We start from the raw sequence: 12,571 nt of genomic DNA, 5'->3' as shown, positions 1-12,571 counted from the left end.
TGCGCGCTCGGCTCGGCTCACCACGGGTGCTTGCGCACCAGCGCCAGCCAGCAGGGCGCGGGCTGGCGCGCGGTGGCGTAGATGTACTCCAGCGAGTCGGCCAGCACGGCGACGGCCCGCGTCTTCTCCAGGCGGGGAAGGTCCGACAACAGCTCGCGGGCCGCGGCCACCTGCGACGGCTCCCGCCCGCGACGCTCGCGCACGTACCACGCAAGCAGCCGCGCACGCACGCGAGCCCGCGGCGTGCTTCCTCCGATGAATTTGTACAGGGTGCTGTGCCCTACCCCAATCTCCTGGGCGACCGCGCGGATGGACGTGCTGGCCGACCGCTCGCGCACGTAGGCGCGCAGCGCATCCACGGAGATCTCTTCGGGGCCCTCGCTCATGTGCTCTCGTCTGCCGGGGACGTGCGGATCGTCGAACCTGGCTACGAGTGTATCGCGTTCTGGCGGATACGGAGAACTCGCGGTCCGCCATCAGCGCCGGGGTGACGGCGGGATGGCGGCGTTCCCCGTCGATGCTGGCGGCTCAAGTATGGTCCGGTTATCGTTCGCGCGCGCCCTCCTGGCGTCGTCCCCACGCGAACGGAGTTCTCATGAAGATCACTCGCGCGCTCATCCCGGCGGCGCTGCTCTGCGCCGCCCTGGCCGCCTGCACCTCCGATTCACCCGCCGGGATCGAACCCGGTCAGGCGAGTGAAAACACCGGGTTCCTCTTTGGATCGGGAAACCGCGACGCTGGGCAGGACACGACTTCAACCACCGAATCTGGGACCGCCAGCAGCGAGGCATCAGGCGGGATGACATTCGGGTCGGGGAACTGATCCTACGCGACCCAGCCTCTCCGGACGGAAGATCGCGACTCGATTGTTGGGGCGGGCCGCCAATTCCCAATGCGCTCGCTGACTGCGTCGACGAACATCGCGAACGCGTGGTCAGTTCGAGCTTGGTTGCCGGGTGGCGGGATGCGGCCGGCGATTCTCTGCAATAGTTCGCGAGCTAGCGAAGCGGGTAGGTCATCATCGTCGCGTATGGCTCGGTCCAGTGCTATGCGGGCATCATCTTCCGCTGCGTCCCACAATCTGGCGTGGGAATTGGCCTCGGCTAAATGGATGCGGACGACGATTTCGTACTCCGGATGTTCCTCGAGTATTCGTAGGATTCGCCTGCGAGACGTGTTGAGGGACTGAGCGTCACCCGAGCCCACTTTGGCGCGTAGGTATTGCGCTGCGATCACAAGCCGCTGTCCCGGGTGCCGGGCCGTCCGGAATGCGGCGCGGGCGAGCCGCGAGGCGGCTTCATAGTGCGATTCACGAAGGAAAAGGTACACGAGGTCCGCTACGAACAGCGGGAATCGGTGATGCCGTTTCGGATACCAAGCCAGAGCTCGACGCGCGTGAAGCTCCGCCGCTTCGAACAACCCGTACTCTGTCAAGAACGCCATCAGATCGTGCTGCGCCTCGGCGGCGAGCCATTCCAGGCCCTGGCGCATGGCCGCGACCGAGCCGCGGTTGTAGTGCTTGCGGGCACGCTCCACGTCCCCAAGCGTGTGCCACAACCTGCCGTAGCCCAACTGCGCCCGCGTGTACTCCACGCTGGCGTCCGCGCCCCGCGCCAGCCCGATGGCGCGCTGGAACCAGAGGTCGGCGCGCGCGAACTCGCCGGCGTTGCGCGTCAGGCGCCCGGCGTGGTTGGCGAACGCAGGGTCGGAGCCGTCGAGCACCGCGGCGGCCTCGGCGAACAGGATGGCCGTCTGCGCATGCCCGTTCCGCTCGGCCCAGCGCGCGATCTGAGCGCACGCCGCCGCCACGTCGCGCTCGGCGGCCGTGAGGGGCGAGCGCGTGATGGCCAGCAGCCCGTCGAGCGCCGCGCGTAGCTCCGGCGCCGCCGCGCGCGCATCCCGCAGCCGCGATTCGGCCGCAAGCCGGGGGAACGGGTGAAACAGATCCGCCCGACGCGGCGCGGGCGTCTGCAGCCATGCCCGCAGGTGCCGAAGTCCCTGCCACAGCACCAGCGCCAGCGCCTCGGGCACCTCGTCGAAGATCTGCGCCTCGGCGCGGCGCCAGCCGGGATGCTGCGGAATTGCGTGCCGCTCGCCCATGAATGGCCCTTGCGTGTCCCCTGTCGTCCACCCATTCCGGACAGCATACGCGCACGCTGTCGGCCCGGCTAGCACGTAACCAGACAAAAGGGACGGGGTGCCGCACGGGCCTGGGCCATTGATGGCGGGACAGGTGCCTCAGGTAGCCGGCCAGCCGGTGTCCGGGCCACGCTTCTCCCGAGGCGCGCGGGGTGGGCGAACAGGATTCACGGGATCGACTGACCCCCAGGGACACACGCCGGACTACGCCGCCGCGAGCGGCAGGGTGAACCAGAAGATGCTGCCCTCGCCCGGCGTGCTTTCCACGGCGATCCCACCGCCGTGCGCGGCCACGATGCCGTGCGCGATGGTCAGCCCCAGCCCGGTGCCCTGGCGCCCCGCCCGGCGCGCCTGCCAGAACTGCTCGAACACGTGCGGAAGCTGCTCGGGTGAAATGCCCTGGCCCGTGTCGCCGACGGAAAACACCGCGCTCCCCTCCTCTACCCGGAGCCCCAGGGTGATGCAGCCGTCCGCGGCGGTGAACTTCACCGCGTTGCCCGCCAGGTTCCCCAGCACCTGCAGCACCCGGTCGGGGTCGGCGCGCAGCACGGCGCCCTCGCCCGCATCGCTGAAGGCAAAGCGGATCCCCTTTTCCTCCACGATGGGCCGCAGCACCTCGCAGGCGCCGCGCAGGATGTCGGAGGCCTGGACGGCGCGCGGCTCCATCGACAGGTGCCCGGCCGCGATGCTCGCCGCGTCCAGCAGGTCGCCGATCATGCGGTCCATCTGCTGGGCGGCGCGCCGCACGATGGCCAGCTGCCGGCGCACCGGCACGGGGCCGTCGTCCGCGGGAAGCTCGTCCAGCAGGAACTGCGCGCTGAGCTGAATGGTGTGCACCGGGTTGCGAAGGTCGTGCGACACGATGGCCAGCACCTCGTCGCGCATCCCCACGGTGTGCTGCAGCTCCACCTCCACCCGGGCCCGCTCGGCCAGGTCCATCCGCAGCTCGATCTCCGTGCTCACCGACGCCGCCAGGTCGGTAAGGTTCAGCACGTCGTCCTCCGTCCAGTGCCGCACCACGTAGTCCATCACGCACAGCGTTCCGATGGCGTGCCCGTCGGCCGTGAGCAGCGGGATGCCGGCGTACGCGGCGACCCCGAACTGCGCGATGGCGGGGTTCTGGCCCACGATGGGGTGCTCTCGCGTGTCGGGAACGATCAGCGGCTTTCCGAGCACGACGGTGTGCTTGCAGAACGAGAACTCCAGCGGCGTGGCGCGTTCGGTGGCGAGGGGTTCCGGCATGCCTGCGCAGCTCATGTAGAACTGCCGGTCGCTGTCCACCAGCGTCACCGTGGCCAGCGGCGCATTCAGCAGCCGGCTGGCCAGGCGCGTCAGCCGGTCGAACGCCGCGTCGGTGGGTGCGTCCAGCAGCCCGGTGGCCCGCAGGCGCGCAAGCCGCTCCGGGTTCTGGATGATATCGACTACGGTAGTGCTCATGTCGGCCGGCGTTCGTGCGCGCGAAAGGACCGCCGCGCGGCGCCCCACCCATCCGTACGACGAGATACGGGGGAGCGGATTCCCGTTGCGGCGTAAGCTCCGTGGCAGGAGCAACTTTGGCGCCGGTCCCCATGCCCCGAAATCCTTTTCCACCCGGGTGCGTTCGGGAATCGTTCCGCATGCATATTGACGTAAAGTAAACCAAGCGCTACTTTCGGGACGGTACGTTACGTGGTTTTTCCTTTATCCGATCGAACAATGCATTCAAAGGCTTGCTGGGTTGACCTGTGCAAGACCGCGGCTCTGCTCGTTCCGCTCGCCGTTGGCGCGTGCTCCGATGCGCCTACGGCAAGCGGCAGGGGCACCGTCTCGCTCGCGCGCGACGAAGCGGTCCAGACGCCCCGTCTGGTGATGAAGACGCCTACGTACCCGGCGATCGCGGTGTACATCGTCTTCCGTGAGTACGTGAACCAGAACGCCGGAATCCGCCGCCTCGACGACGACAACCCCAAGTACCAGCGGTACATGGAAAAGCGCCTGCGGGAACTGTATCCCCAGCGAGGATACGCGGGCATGATGCGCGAGGCCGTGGTAGAGATGGAGCAGTATCGCCGTGCTTGGCGTGAATACGAGATCGAGTCTGGCGTGGGTGTGATGAGCACGGAACCGTGCTCCGGGCAAGAGTATCAGGTCATCGAAGATCCCGAATGTGGTACTGGCGGGGGCGGCACACCGGTGGTTTACGACGACGACCAGAGTTGGACCGCCCAGCAGGAGTTCGTCGTGGATGAGACGTACATCCCGACGGTCCAGGAGGAGGCGGACAGCCTCCAGGCTACCTCTGCCGAGAACGATCTCCTGTACTACTACGAGGATCTTGCACGTGGTGAAAGCGGGTACCAGATCGCCGCTACCAGCGGAAAGTATTCTCGGGACGAGCTGATTCGCATGGCCGCGGCCGGTTCACGGCCCGGCGAGGTAACCGCCCAAGTCTGGGGCCCGGTGATCACGATCCCGCTGGGCGTGGCGGCGTTCTTGGGCCCCCGGGTCCTGTTCTCCAAGCTGCGTGCCGAGAGCGCGTCGCAAAGCTACTACCCGAACCTGATCCCGGGCGATACCCGCCGGGACGCGTTCCGTCACGTGTATGTCAACGTGATGCTGCGGAGGTACTGCTCCGGTCCCGTTGCCCAGGCGATCATGAATGCCAATGAATGGGGGAACGGGGTGTGGGGTGCGCGGGTGATGGACTACCACAACAATGATCTCGGTCGTGAGGTCAAGTACAAGCATTTTCGGGGACACTGGCTGTGGGATCGCTGGAGCTGGGGCGTGTGGGGCCATAAGGTTCGCTGCTACATAGACGACCCGCAGAACGGCACGTTCCTCTCGGCACTTCAATCGACAACCCTCACCGAAACGCAGGCACGTGCGATTGCGGATCCGGTGCCCTCGGCCAAATACATCTTCATCGTACCCGATCAGTAGGAGAGTATCGTGAAACGACTACGCATGTTTGCACTCTTCCTGGCGATCCCTGCCCTGGCCGCGTGCGAGTTGATCGACCGGTTGGCCGGCGAGTACGACGGGAAGAGGCCCGCGAAAGAAAACGTCGTTAGTGAAGCCGTGATCATCCGGTCCTTTCAGCGTGACCCGGCTGGCACCGAGGAAGCGGGACGGCTGCGGCGGATTTACCTGGATCGCGTTCGCTACCTGGACGCGGGCGCCTTTCATGATGTGAACCGGATTATTCTGGGAGAAACCGGTGATTTGACTGCCTCCATCGAGTCACTGAACCTTGCGGTCGGCGACACCCTCGTCGTTTCGACGGATTACCAGGGCCTCTACCTCGGTGGCGCGGCGACCGGGGTAGTGCCGAACTGGCCGGGAGACCGCTACATCGACTACCCGGTCGCCGTTCACCGGTTGGTCGAGATCCGGCGCAAGGCACAGTAGGACCCAACGGACCCTGTGTTTACATTGCTCCCGGCCGGATCGTCGGCGGGAGCATGTGGCGCAGGGATGGCCGATGGAGCTTGCCGCGTGGGCTCCCGCGACGGCCCGCGAGGCGGTACGTTTGGGGCTCCCGGTCGAATCGCCAACGATGGATGGAGCGCGCGCGTGAACGTCAGCCAGACCTTGTTGAACTCCCGCATCCCCAACCTGCCCGCCGACCCGGAGGAGGTCGCCGCGCTGCTTCGCGGCGCCGGCTACGAGGTGCAGCGCGTGGTGCCGCTGGCGGAGCTGCTGCGCCCCGTGGTAGTGGCGCACGTGGAGTCCGTCACCCAGCACTCCAGCGCCGACCGGCTGAAGGTGTGCGTGGTGAACGACGGTACCGAGCAGAGGCTGCAGATCGTCACCGGCGCCGACAACGTGGCGGCGGGCGCGTACTACCCCGTCATCCGCAGCGGCGTACGGCTGCCCAACGGCACCAAGATCACGCGCGGCAAGCTGCGCGGCGAGGTTTCGGAGGGAATGCTGGGCTCTGCCGACGAGCTGGAGCTGGGCACCGACCACGCCGGGCTGATGACGCTGCAGGGCGAGCCCGTGCCCGGCACGCCGCTGCCGGACGTGATCGACACGCCGGGCGTGGTGTTCGTCATCGACGGCAACCCGGAGCTGGACGAGATCGTCCGCGCGCTGGGCGGCGAGGCCCCGGACCGCGCGCCGGAGCCGACCGAGTAGCGCCAGCCTGTCATCCTGAGAGGCCCAGGCGCACCGCATCCGCCCGCAGCACACCCTGCGCGGGCCGAAGGATCTAGCCGCGGCCGCGTACAACTCAGGGCGCGGCAGCGTTCACCGTAGCCGGGGCCTGGGCTGCCGTGGGGCCCTCACCCCGCCGCGCTGACACGCGTGCGACCCTCTCCCACAACCAGCGTGGGAGAGGGGGTACACACCAGGATTGGGCGCGGCGCATCCAGTGCCGGAGCAGCGACGGGGCCTGTCATCAAACGGAGGGCGCGGAGATCGGCTGATCTCCGCGCCCTCGTCTCATCCACGCACCCCGGCCCTCGTCACATCCACCCGCACGCTCACCGGCACGCCGTCCACCTGCGCAGGCGTAAACCACGTGCGCGAGGGCCGCGAGGGTCGGCTGCTCGTTCCGCGCGGCCGTGAAGATGAGCAGAACTGCTCACGCTGGTACGCCTGGCATCCGGTAGCATTGTGGCAGCCCGGCGCGGACGGATTTCCGCGCGCCGCAAGCTCACAGGACCGGAACGACATCCATCCAGGAGAACCCATGAACCATCGGTTTCGGGCGGCCATCTTCGCCCTCGCAGCGCTCGGGGCCGTGCTCCCCGTAGACCAGGCCCACGCGCAGCTCGGACGCCTTCGCGACCGCGTGCGGCAGGGCGCAGACCAGGTGCGCGGGGCGGTTGGCGGAGGCGGGCAGGCCGCGCCCGCGCAGGCCCAAGGCCAGGAAGCCGGCGCCGACCAGGCGGATGCACCGGCCGCGCAGGGTGCGCCCGTGGCGTTCGTGAACTTCGACTTCGTGCCGGGCGAGCGGGTGCTCTTCGCCGAAGACTTCACCCGCGACAACGTGGGCGACTTTCCCCGCCGGCTGGAGCTGCTGGAAGGCAACGGCGAAGTGGCCGAGGTGGGCGGGCGCCGCTACCTGCGCGCCGCCGAAGACCTGAAGTTCGCCATCCCGCTCAGCGAGGCGCTCCCCGAGCGGTTCACGCTGGAGATCGAGTACATGGCCGCCGAAGCCAGCCTGGCCGAGATCTACCTGGCCGAAGGCGAGCACGGCTACGACCGCGACGGAAAGGCGCGCGCCACCTTTCACGTGGGCACCAACTTCCGCACGGTGGCGGGGCTGAACACGCAGGACAGCCGCTCCACTCAGGGCGGGTTCCAGGGCTACCAGCCCAACGTGCCCTTCTTCGTGCGGCTGATGGGCGACGGGCGCTACACCAAGATGTACGTGCTGGGCACGCGCGTGGCCAACGCACCCAACTTCGACGTGGGACGCGGCCGGCAGATCGTGGTGAACATCCCCGGCAGCGGGGTGGCGGGCAACGAGGGCGCGTACATCGCCAGCATCCGCGTGGCGGCCGGCGGGCGCGACCTGTACGACGCGCTGTCGGCGGATGGGCGCGTGGCGGTGCAGGGAATCCTGTTCGACACGGGCAGCGACCGCATCCGCCCCGAGAGCGCACCCGTGCTGCAGCGCATCGGCGACATGCTGCGCGGCCACGCCGATCTGCGCCTGAAGGTGGAGGGGCACACCGACGACGTGGGCGCCGACGATGCGAACCTGTCGCTTTCCACCCGCCGCGCCGCCGCGGTGCGGCAGTACCTGGTGGAACGCTTCGGCATCGACGCGGCGCGCCTGGAAAGCCAGGGCCTGGGCGAGACGAAGCCGGCCGTGCCCAACACCACCCCCGAGGGGCGCCAGCAGAACCGCCGCGTGGAGCTGGTGCGGCTGTAGACGAGTCCACGCGCGCGCGACCGTCGCCCGCGCCACTCCACCGATCCCCGCCGTCCGCCCCGCTCCCGGGGCGGACTGCCATCCATTGAGGCGAGATTCCCATGCACATCAGGCATATTCTCATCGGTGCGGCGGCCGCCGCCGCGCTCGGGGCCGACGCGGCCCCTGCCCGGGCCCAGCTGCTGGCCCACGTCCGTGCCCGCGTCCGCCAGCAGGTAGAGCACGCGGCCGACCGCGTGGTCGACCAGGCCGCGAACGCGGTGGAGAGTCGCATCCGCGGGCCGGGCTCGTCCCCAGCTGCCGCCGATCCCGCGCAGCCCGTGCCCGCCACTGCGCCATCGCCAGCTCCGGGGGCGCCGGCCCGCGCATCGCAATCCGCATCGCACGCGGCGGCAGCCGATAGCCTGCCCGTTCGCCCGGCTCGCCGCGCGGCGCTCACCACGCCGTTCGTGGACGCCGACCTCGCGTGGATCCTTCCCCTGCTCAGCGCGCAGGCGGCCGACATGCGCCGCGGCACTAGTCAACTGGGCGCGGAGATCGACGTCATTCGGAGCGTCGCCTCGCCGGAAGCGGGGGAGGCGCGGGTGGCGCGCATCCGCTCCGGCCAGGTGCACGCGATGGACGAGGTGCGCGCGTTCTCGGCCCAGGCGGCGGTGCCCGCGTCCGCCCGCTACCAGGCCGGGTGCAGCGCGGGGCTGACCGAGGCGATGGGCGGGTTGATGGTGAGCGCGGTGTTCACGGGCACGTCGGTGGAGGAGGCGCGCGCGTTCTACGTCGGCCGGGGCTGGAGCTGGACGGGGCAGTGGGACCTGGGATACCAGGTCCGCTCGCCCGACGGCCGCCTGCTGATCATGATGAACGATCCGCGCGGCTTCGGGCCCGCGGCGGTGGTCAAGATCGGCAGGGACGCCCGCGAGGGCCGCAGGCCCGGGTACGATGCCTACATCCCCTGCGCGGACCTGGACGGCGCCGTGATGATCATGCAGGTGGAGGCGCAGCGCGAGGGTGGCGAGCTGGGGGTGCGGGTGAACCAAGCCGGCGCCGCGGCCGTGCAGTCCACCACGGAGCGCCTTCCCTCCGCGCTGCGCCAGGCGGGGCTGACGGCGGAGGAGTGGAACCAGGTGGTCACGATGATCTGGGAGGCCGCCACGGACGACATGTTCGCCGCGAACCCGGCGGCGTTGGATGCCGCCGCGGGATCGAACGCCGCTGGCGACCGCCGCCGTGCGAACGTCGCCTGGTACACGCGAAACCAGGCGGTCATCGACCCCGCCGTGCAGGCGACGACCGCGAACTGAGCAAGAGCCCGCGCATCCGCCGAGTAACCAGAACTGCATTTCACGCAGAGGGCGCAGCGAGAACAGAGAGTACGCATAGGGAACAGGCGATCGGTGGAACCGCGGCACGAAGAAAGGGTGGGGGCGTGGAGAAAGGATCTCCGCGCCTCCGCCCTCGCTTCGCCCGGCGGACGATCTGGTCCGCATCCTTCGCGATCCCGCCGGGAGGATCACCCCTCGGGCAGGGGGGGCAGCGCCGCATCCACCGCGGCGCAGAACCTCGCCCGATCCAGCGGCTTTTGCAGCAGCGCTGCGACCAGCGCCAGCCGCGCGCGTGGCGTCTCGCCCGTATCGCCGGTCACCACCACTACGGGGATGGCCGCCGTGCGCGGGTCGGCGCGCAGCCGCTCCACCAGCCCCCAGCCGTCCAGCCCCGGCATGCGAATGTCGGTGAGCACCAGGGCGGGAAGCAGGGTGCGCGCGCACACCAGCCCCTCCCACCCGCTCCCCGCCGCGACGGCGTTCAGCCCCATCGCGCGCAGCACCAGGCAGTGCAGATCGCGGTCGGCGGCGTTGTCGTCCACCACCAGCACCATCGCGGCGGGGCGAAGCGCTTCGCCGCGGACGGGGGACACGGAAAGGGGCTGCATGATGCCGCAATTCGGACGCGTTTCCGGCAGCCGCCACGGCGCGCATCCGGAGATGTTCGGTGTGCGGGGAAGCTAGCGGCGCCGCGATGGCCGATCATGAGCCGTTCTGCTCATCAGCGGAAACTTTTGGCGGTACGGAACTGCGAACGGGCGCGGAGACCGGCTGGTCTCCGCGCCCGTGTCGCGTGTGGAATGCGCCGCGAGAAGCGGCCCGTCGCCGGCGGTTACGCGTACGCGGGCAAGCGCCCCATCGCGCGGAGGCAAATCTCGAGTTCCGCGCTGATCTCGAACGACTGTACGGGCGATTCGATGATGACGGGCACGTGGGGCGGGATGAGCGGCGCAACGCGCTCGAAGTCGTCGGCTGCCGCCTCGCTCAGGCGCACGTGCCGGCTATGCTCGTTCAGCTCGCTCAGGTGAACCTGCGTGATCCGCTCGCCGAACTCGCGCACCATTCGAACGGCCTCGCCCATGGACGGGTCGCACTGGCGCGCGTGGGCCAGGTCCAGGCAGAACGACGCCTCGGGGAGCCGGTCGAACACGGCGCGCATCTCCGCCGCCGTCCGTCCGATGGGCTTCCGGCGGTCCATGTTCTCCACGCAAAGCGTACTTCCGAACTCCGCCCACACCCCGGCGTCGTGCAGCGTGTCGGGGTGAACCACCACCTGCCAGCCGCGCTCGGCGACAGGGCGGAGCGCCCGTGCGACGACGCGTTCCTGAGCACGCGGAAAGGCGCTGGGGGCATGAACGGATATGTAGTGGTATCCGCCGAGCGGCAGCGTGGGGAGGTCGGCGACCAGGGGACCGAGTTCATGGATGCGCAACGCCGAGAGCTCGATGGCGTCCGTCTGATGAACAAACAGCAGGGCAAGCGCCGCACGGGCATCCGACCACGCGATGGATCCGGTAGAGAAGCCGATGCACTCCATCAGAATACCCCGTAGTGGATGGTGAACTCCCGCAGCGGCTCCTGAAAGAGCAGCCGCGTCACCGCACCGTGGAACTTGGTTCCCAACTGGCGTGCCTCCTGGTACACCGCGTTGGACGCTGCCTCCTCTGGCCGCAGCCGCTCCAGCGTTTCGCGCTTTCCCGAATCGTTCATCACGCCTAGGAACTCGTCGTACGTGTCGAAGATGGCCCGCCCCGCAACCGAACTTTCCCCGAAGGAATCTAGCACGACGCGCGCCACGATGTCCAGCGGCGTCGTTCTCACGAGGTGCGCGAGAAACTGCGTCACCTGCCGCGCGTCGTGATACGGGTTGCTGCGGCGAGCGCCGCGGAAGTGTTCACCACATAAATAGCAGCTCAGCAGCCCGGCGCTGTACAGCAGCTTTCGCGACAGGCGCAGCTTCGTCGTGCGGAGCGCCCACTTGTCGGCCTGGCGCACGCGGCGCTTGTGGGCGAAGTCCACGGCCATGGTCCACCAGTACCGCGCGAAGTCGTTCAGAAGGAATCGCGGAACGCGGAACGGGGTGTCGTTGGGGCTCAGCAGATCTTCTTCGATGTACCGCGTGAGGATGCTCTCCACCACGTGCTCGTACGCCCGGCCGGGCCCGATGCACGCCGACTCCAGCAGAAGGAGCAGGCGCTGCGTGGTGTTCTGGTTCGTGTCGTCGTCACCCCCGATCTTGTGAATCAGGTCGTGGCTGAAGGTAAGGCTTCCGAACGCGCCGCCGGCCGTCGGAGGATTGATGCCGAGCGAACCGAGCTTTGCCCGGATTCGCTGCGTGGTGTCCCAGTGCTCCGGATTGGCGGCGCCGTCCACCAGGAGGGTCCAGTCGACGTCGCTTTCCGCTGTGAACTCGTTGCGCGCGAGCGAGCCGAACACGACCAGCGTCGTATCGTGGGGGACGGTCGCGGTGAGGTGGACCCTCAAGGCCTTGAGCTTGGCCGCCGAGCGCTCGCGTGAAGCCGTGATGTTCGGCCACTCGGCGCCGCACGCGTCCCGCAGCTGGAGCACGGGGGCGGGGGGCTCGACGGCAAGGCTCAGCTCGTTCAGTTTCATCCGCCCAATGTAGCGACGGACGATGGAACGTGGACAGAGTGTCGGTCGCCCCCCGCGAGATCGACGGTTCCGCTCGATACGCCGTTACTGCGACCAGGGCGGCACCACGCCGTTCATCCGCGCGTAGGCGATGGACTGGCCCAGGTGCTCGTTCATGTGCGCCAGCAGCTGCAGCAGCACCGACCACTGCGGCACGTCGCGGCCGTACAGCTTTGTAGTCGCCGCCAGCTGCTCGTCGCTGATCCCGCGCACCACCTGCCGCACGTGTTCGTGCGAGCCGCGCAGCAGGTCCAGCACCTCGGCCTTGCGCGCGCGGTTCTCCACGCTGTCGGCGTCCAGCCCGCGCGGCGCGGCCACGCCCATCGACGACGCGGGATAGTAGTAGTTGTAGTGGCCCACGTGCGCGTACACGCGGGCCACCGGCATCACACCCTCCGCCGGGCTCCACGCGTAGCGGTCCTCCGGCATGGCCTCGGCCAGCTCGATGAACTTGATCATCGAGTTGTTGAACTGGCGAAGGAACTCGTCGCGAAAGTTCGGCGGCGCCGCCTGCGCGCGGACCTCCGTCGCGGCGAGGACGAGCAGCAGGGGCAGCAGCAGGCGGATCGGTCGCATGGGCTAGCGGGGTGCGGGT

General features: G+C 68.8%; 13 protein-coding genes. 6 read left to right on the top strand and 7 right to left on the bottom strand.

Annotation, left to right across the window (positions count from 1 at the left end; genetic code table 11):
* Nucleotides 1-17: 17 nt before the first annotated feature.
* Nucleotides 18-386, bottom strand: a complete 369-nt coding sequence (locus VGB24_RS17820; protein WP_331074299.1) for a hypothetical protein — start codon at nucleotides 384-386, stop codon at nucleotides 18-20.
* Nucleotides 387-595: 209 nt separating this feature from the next.
* Here VGB24_RS17820 and VGB24_RS17815 point away from each other — a divergent pair, with 209 nt between their 5' ends.
* Nucleotides 596-823, top strand: a complete 228-nt coding sequence (locus VGB24_RS17815; RefSeq protein WP_331074298.1) for a hypothetical protein — start codon at nucleotides 596-598, stop codon at nucleotides 821-823.
* 2 nt (nucleotides 824-825) lie between these two features.
* Here the strand turns inward: VGB24_RS17815 and VGB24_RS17810 are convergent, their stop codons facing one another.
* Both VGB24_RS17810 and VGB24_RS17805 read right to left on the bottom strand, forming a co-directional pair.
* Nucleotides 826-2,100, bottom strand: coding sequence for a hypothetical protein (locus VGB24_RS17810; protein ID WP_331074297.1), 1,275 nt, complete (start codon nucleotides 2,098-2,100; stop codon nucleotides 826-828).
* A 243-nt stretch (nucleotides 2,101-2,343) separates the two neighbouring features.
* Complete coding sequence (locus VGB24_RS17805) at nucleotides 2,344-3,576, bottom strand: GAF domain-containing sensor histidine kinase (protein WP_331074296.1); 1,233 nt, start codon at nucleotides 3,574-3,576, stop codon at nucleotides 2,344-2,346.
* Between the two features lie 258 nt (nucleotides 3,577-3,834).
* Between VGB24_RS17805 and VGB24_RS17800 the strand changes: the two genes are divergently transcribed.
* The 5 genes from VGB24_RS17800 (at nucleotide 3,835) to VGB24_RS17780 (ending at nucleotide 9,303) form a co-directional block, all read left to right on the top strand.
* The gene (locus VGB24_RS17800) at nucleotides 3,835-5,061 is read left to right on the top strand and encodes a DUF6973 domain-containing protein (RefSeq protein WP_331074295.1); all 1,227 of its coding nucleotides are present in this window, start codon (nucleotides 3,835-3,837) and stop codon (nucleotides 5,059-5,061) included.
* Between the two features lie 9 nt (nucleotides 5,062-5,070).
* Nucleotides 5,071-5,529 carry a hypothetical protein gene (locus tag VGB24_RS17795; protein WP_331074294.1) on the top strand — a complete coding sequence of 153 codons (459 nt, stop codon included), beginning with the start codon at nucleotides 5,071-5,073 and terminating at the stop codon, nucleotides 5,527-5,529.
* A 165-nt stretch (nucleotides 5,530-5,694) separates the two neighbouring features.
* Complete coding sequence (locus VGB24_RS17790; protein ID WP_331074293.1) at nucleotides 5,695-6,258, top strand: hypothetical protein; 564 nt, start codon at nucleotides 5,695-5,697, stop codon at nucleotides 6,256-6,258.
* 556 nt (nucleotides 6,259-6,814) lie between these two features.
* Nucleotides 6,815-8,005, top strand: coding sequence for an OmpA family protein (locus tag VGB24_RS17785; RefSeq protein WP_331074292.1), 1,191 nt, complete (start codon nucleotides 6,815-6,817; stop codon nucleotides 8,003-8,005).
* Nucleotides 8,006-8,106: 101 nt separating this feature from the next.
* Nucleotides 8,107-9,303: a hypothetical protein gene (locus tag VGB24_RS17780; protein WP_331074291.1), complete on the top strand. Its 1,197-nt coding sequence runs from the start codon at nucleotides 8,107-8,109 to the stop codon at nucleotides 9,301-9,303.
* Between the two features lie 209 nt (nucleotides 9,304-9,512).
* Here VGB24_RS17780 and VGB24_RS17775 read toward each other — a convergent pair whose 3' ends face one another.
* The 4 genes from VGB24_RS17775 to VGB24_RS17760 all read right to left on the bottom strand — a co-directional run bounded on the left by VGB24_RS17775 (nucleotide 9,513) and on the right by VGB24_RS17760 (nucleotide 12,552).
* On the bottom strand, nucleotides 9,513-9,932 hold the full coding sequence (locus VGB24_RS17775; RefSeq protein ID WP_331074290.1) for a response regulator: 420 nt from the start codon (nucleotides 9,930-9,932) through the stop codon (nucleotides 9,513-9,515).
* Nucleotides 9,933-10,156: 224 nt separating this feature from the next.
* Nucleotides 10,157-10,861, bottom strand: a complete 705-nt coding sequence (locus tag VGB24_RS17770) for a hypothetical protein (RefSeq protein WP_331074289.1) — start codon at nucleotides 10,859-10,861, stop codon at nucleotides 10,157-10,159.
* Complete coding sequence (locus VGB24_RS17765) at nucleotides 10,861-11,937, bottom strand: DUF294 nucleotidyltransferase-like domain-containing protein (protein ID WP_331074288.1); 1,077 nt, start codon at nucleotides 11,935-11,937, stop codon at nucleotides 10,861-10,863. Before VGB24_RS17765 ends, VGB24_RS17770 begins: the two co-directional genes overlap by 1 nt.
* Before the next feature lie 84 nt (nucleotides 11,938-12,021).
* On the bottom strand, nucleotides 12,022-12,552 hold the full coding sequence (locus VGB24_RS17760; RefSeq protein WP_331074287.1) for a DinB family protein: 531 nt from the start codon (nucleotides 12,550-12,552) through the stop codon (nucleotides 12,022-12,024).
* Between the last annotated feature and the right edge of the window lie 19 nt (nucleotides 12,553-12,571).

Source organism: Longimicrobium sp. (assembly GCF_036399935.1).
In the GTDB taxonomy this organism is placed as follows: Bacteria; Gemmatimonadota; Gemmatimonadetes; order Longimicrobiales; family Longimicrobiaceae; genus Longimicrobium.
Note: the sequence above shows the minus strand (reverse complement) of the source record. Positions and strands in the feature narration are given on the sequence as shown.

Excerpts from the sequence above, each read along its gene's own strand:
- VGB24_RS17820 (WP_331074299.1), bottom strand. The coding sequence starts at position 386 with ATGAGCGAGGGCCCCGAAGAGATCTCCGTGGATGCGCTGCGCGCCTAC.
- VGB24_RS17815 (WP_331074298.1), top strand. The coding sequence starts at position 596 with ATGAAGATCACTCGCGCGCTCATCCCGGCGGCGCTGCTCTGCGCCGCC.
- VGB24_RS17810 (WP_331074297.1), bottom strand. The coding sequence starts at position 2,100 with ATGGGCGAGCGGCACGCAATTCCGCAGCATCCCGGCTGGCGCCGCGCC.
- VGB24_RS17805 (WP_331074296.1), bottom strand. The coding sequence starts at position 3,576 with ATGAGCACTACCGTAGTCGATATCATCCAGAACCCGGAGCGGCTTGCG.
- VGB24_RS17800 (WP_331074295.1), top strand. The coding sequence starts at position 3,835 with ATGCATTCAAAGGCTTGCTGGGTTGACCTGTGCAAGACCGCGGCTCTG.
- VGB24_RS17785 (WP_331074292.1), top strand. The coding sequence starts at position 6,815 with ATGAACCATCGGTTTCGGGCGGCCATCTTCGCCCTCGCAGCGCTCGGG.
- VGB24_RS17780 (WP_331074291.1), top strand. The coding sequence starts at position 8,107 with ATGCACATCAGGCATATTCTCATCGGTGCGGCGGCCGCCGCCGCGCTC.
- VGB24_RS17775 (WP_331074290.1), bottom strand. The coding sequence starts at position 9,932 with ATGCAGCCCCTTTCCGTGTCCCCCGTCCGCGGCGAAGCGCTTCGCCCC.
- VGB24_RS17770 (WP_331074289.1), bottom strand. The coding sequence starts at position 10,861 with ATGGAGTGCATCGGCTTCTCTACCGGATCCATCGCGTGGTCGGATGCC.
- VGB24_RS17765 (WP_331074288.1), bottom strand. The coding sequence starts at position 11,937 with ATGAAACTGAACGAGCTGAGCCTTGCCGTCGAGCCCCCCGCCCCCGTG.
- VGB24_RS17760 (WP_331074287.1), bottom strand. The coding sequence starts at position 12,552 with ATGCGACCGATCCGCCTGCTGCTGCCCCTGCTGCTCGTCCTCGCCGCG.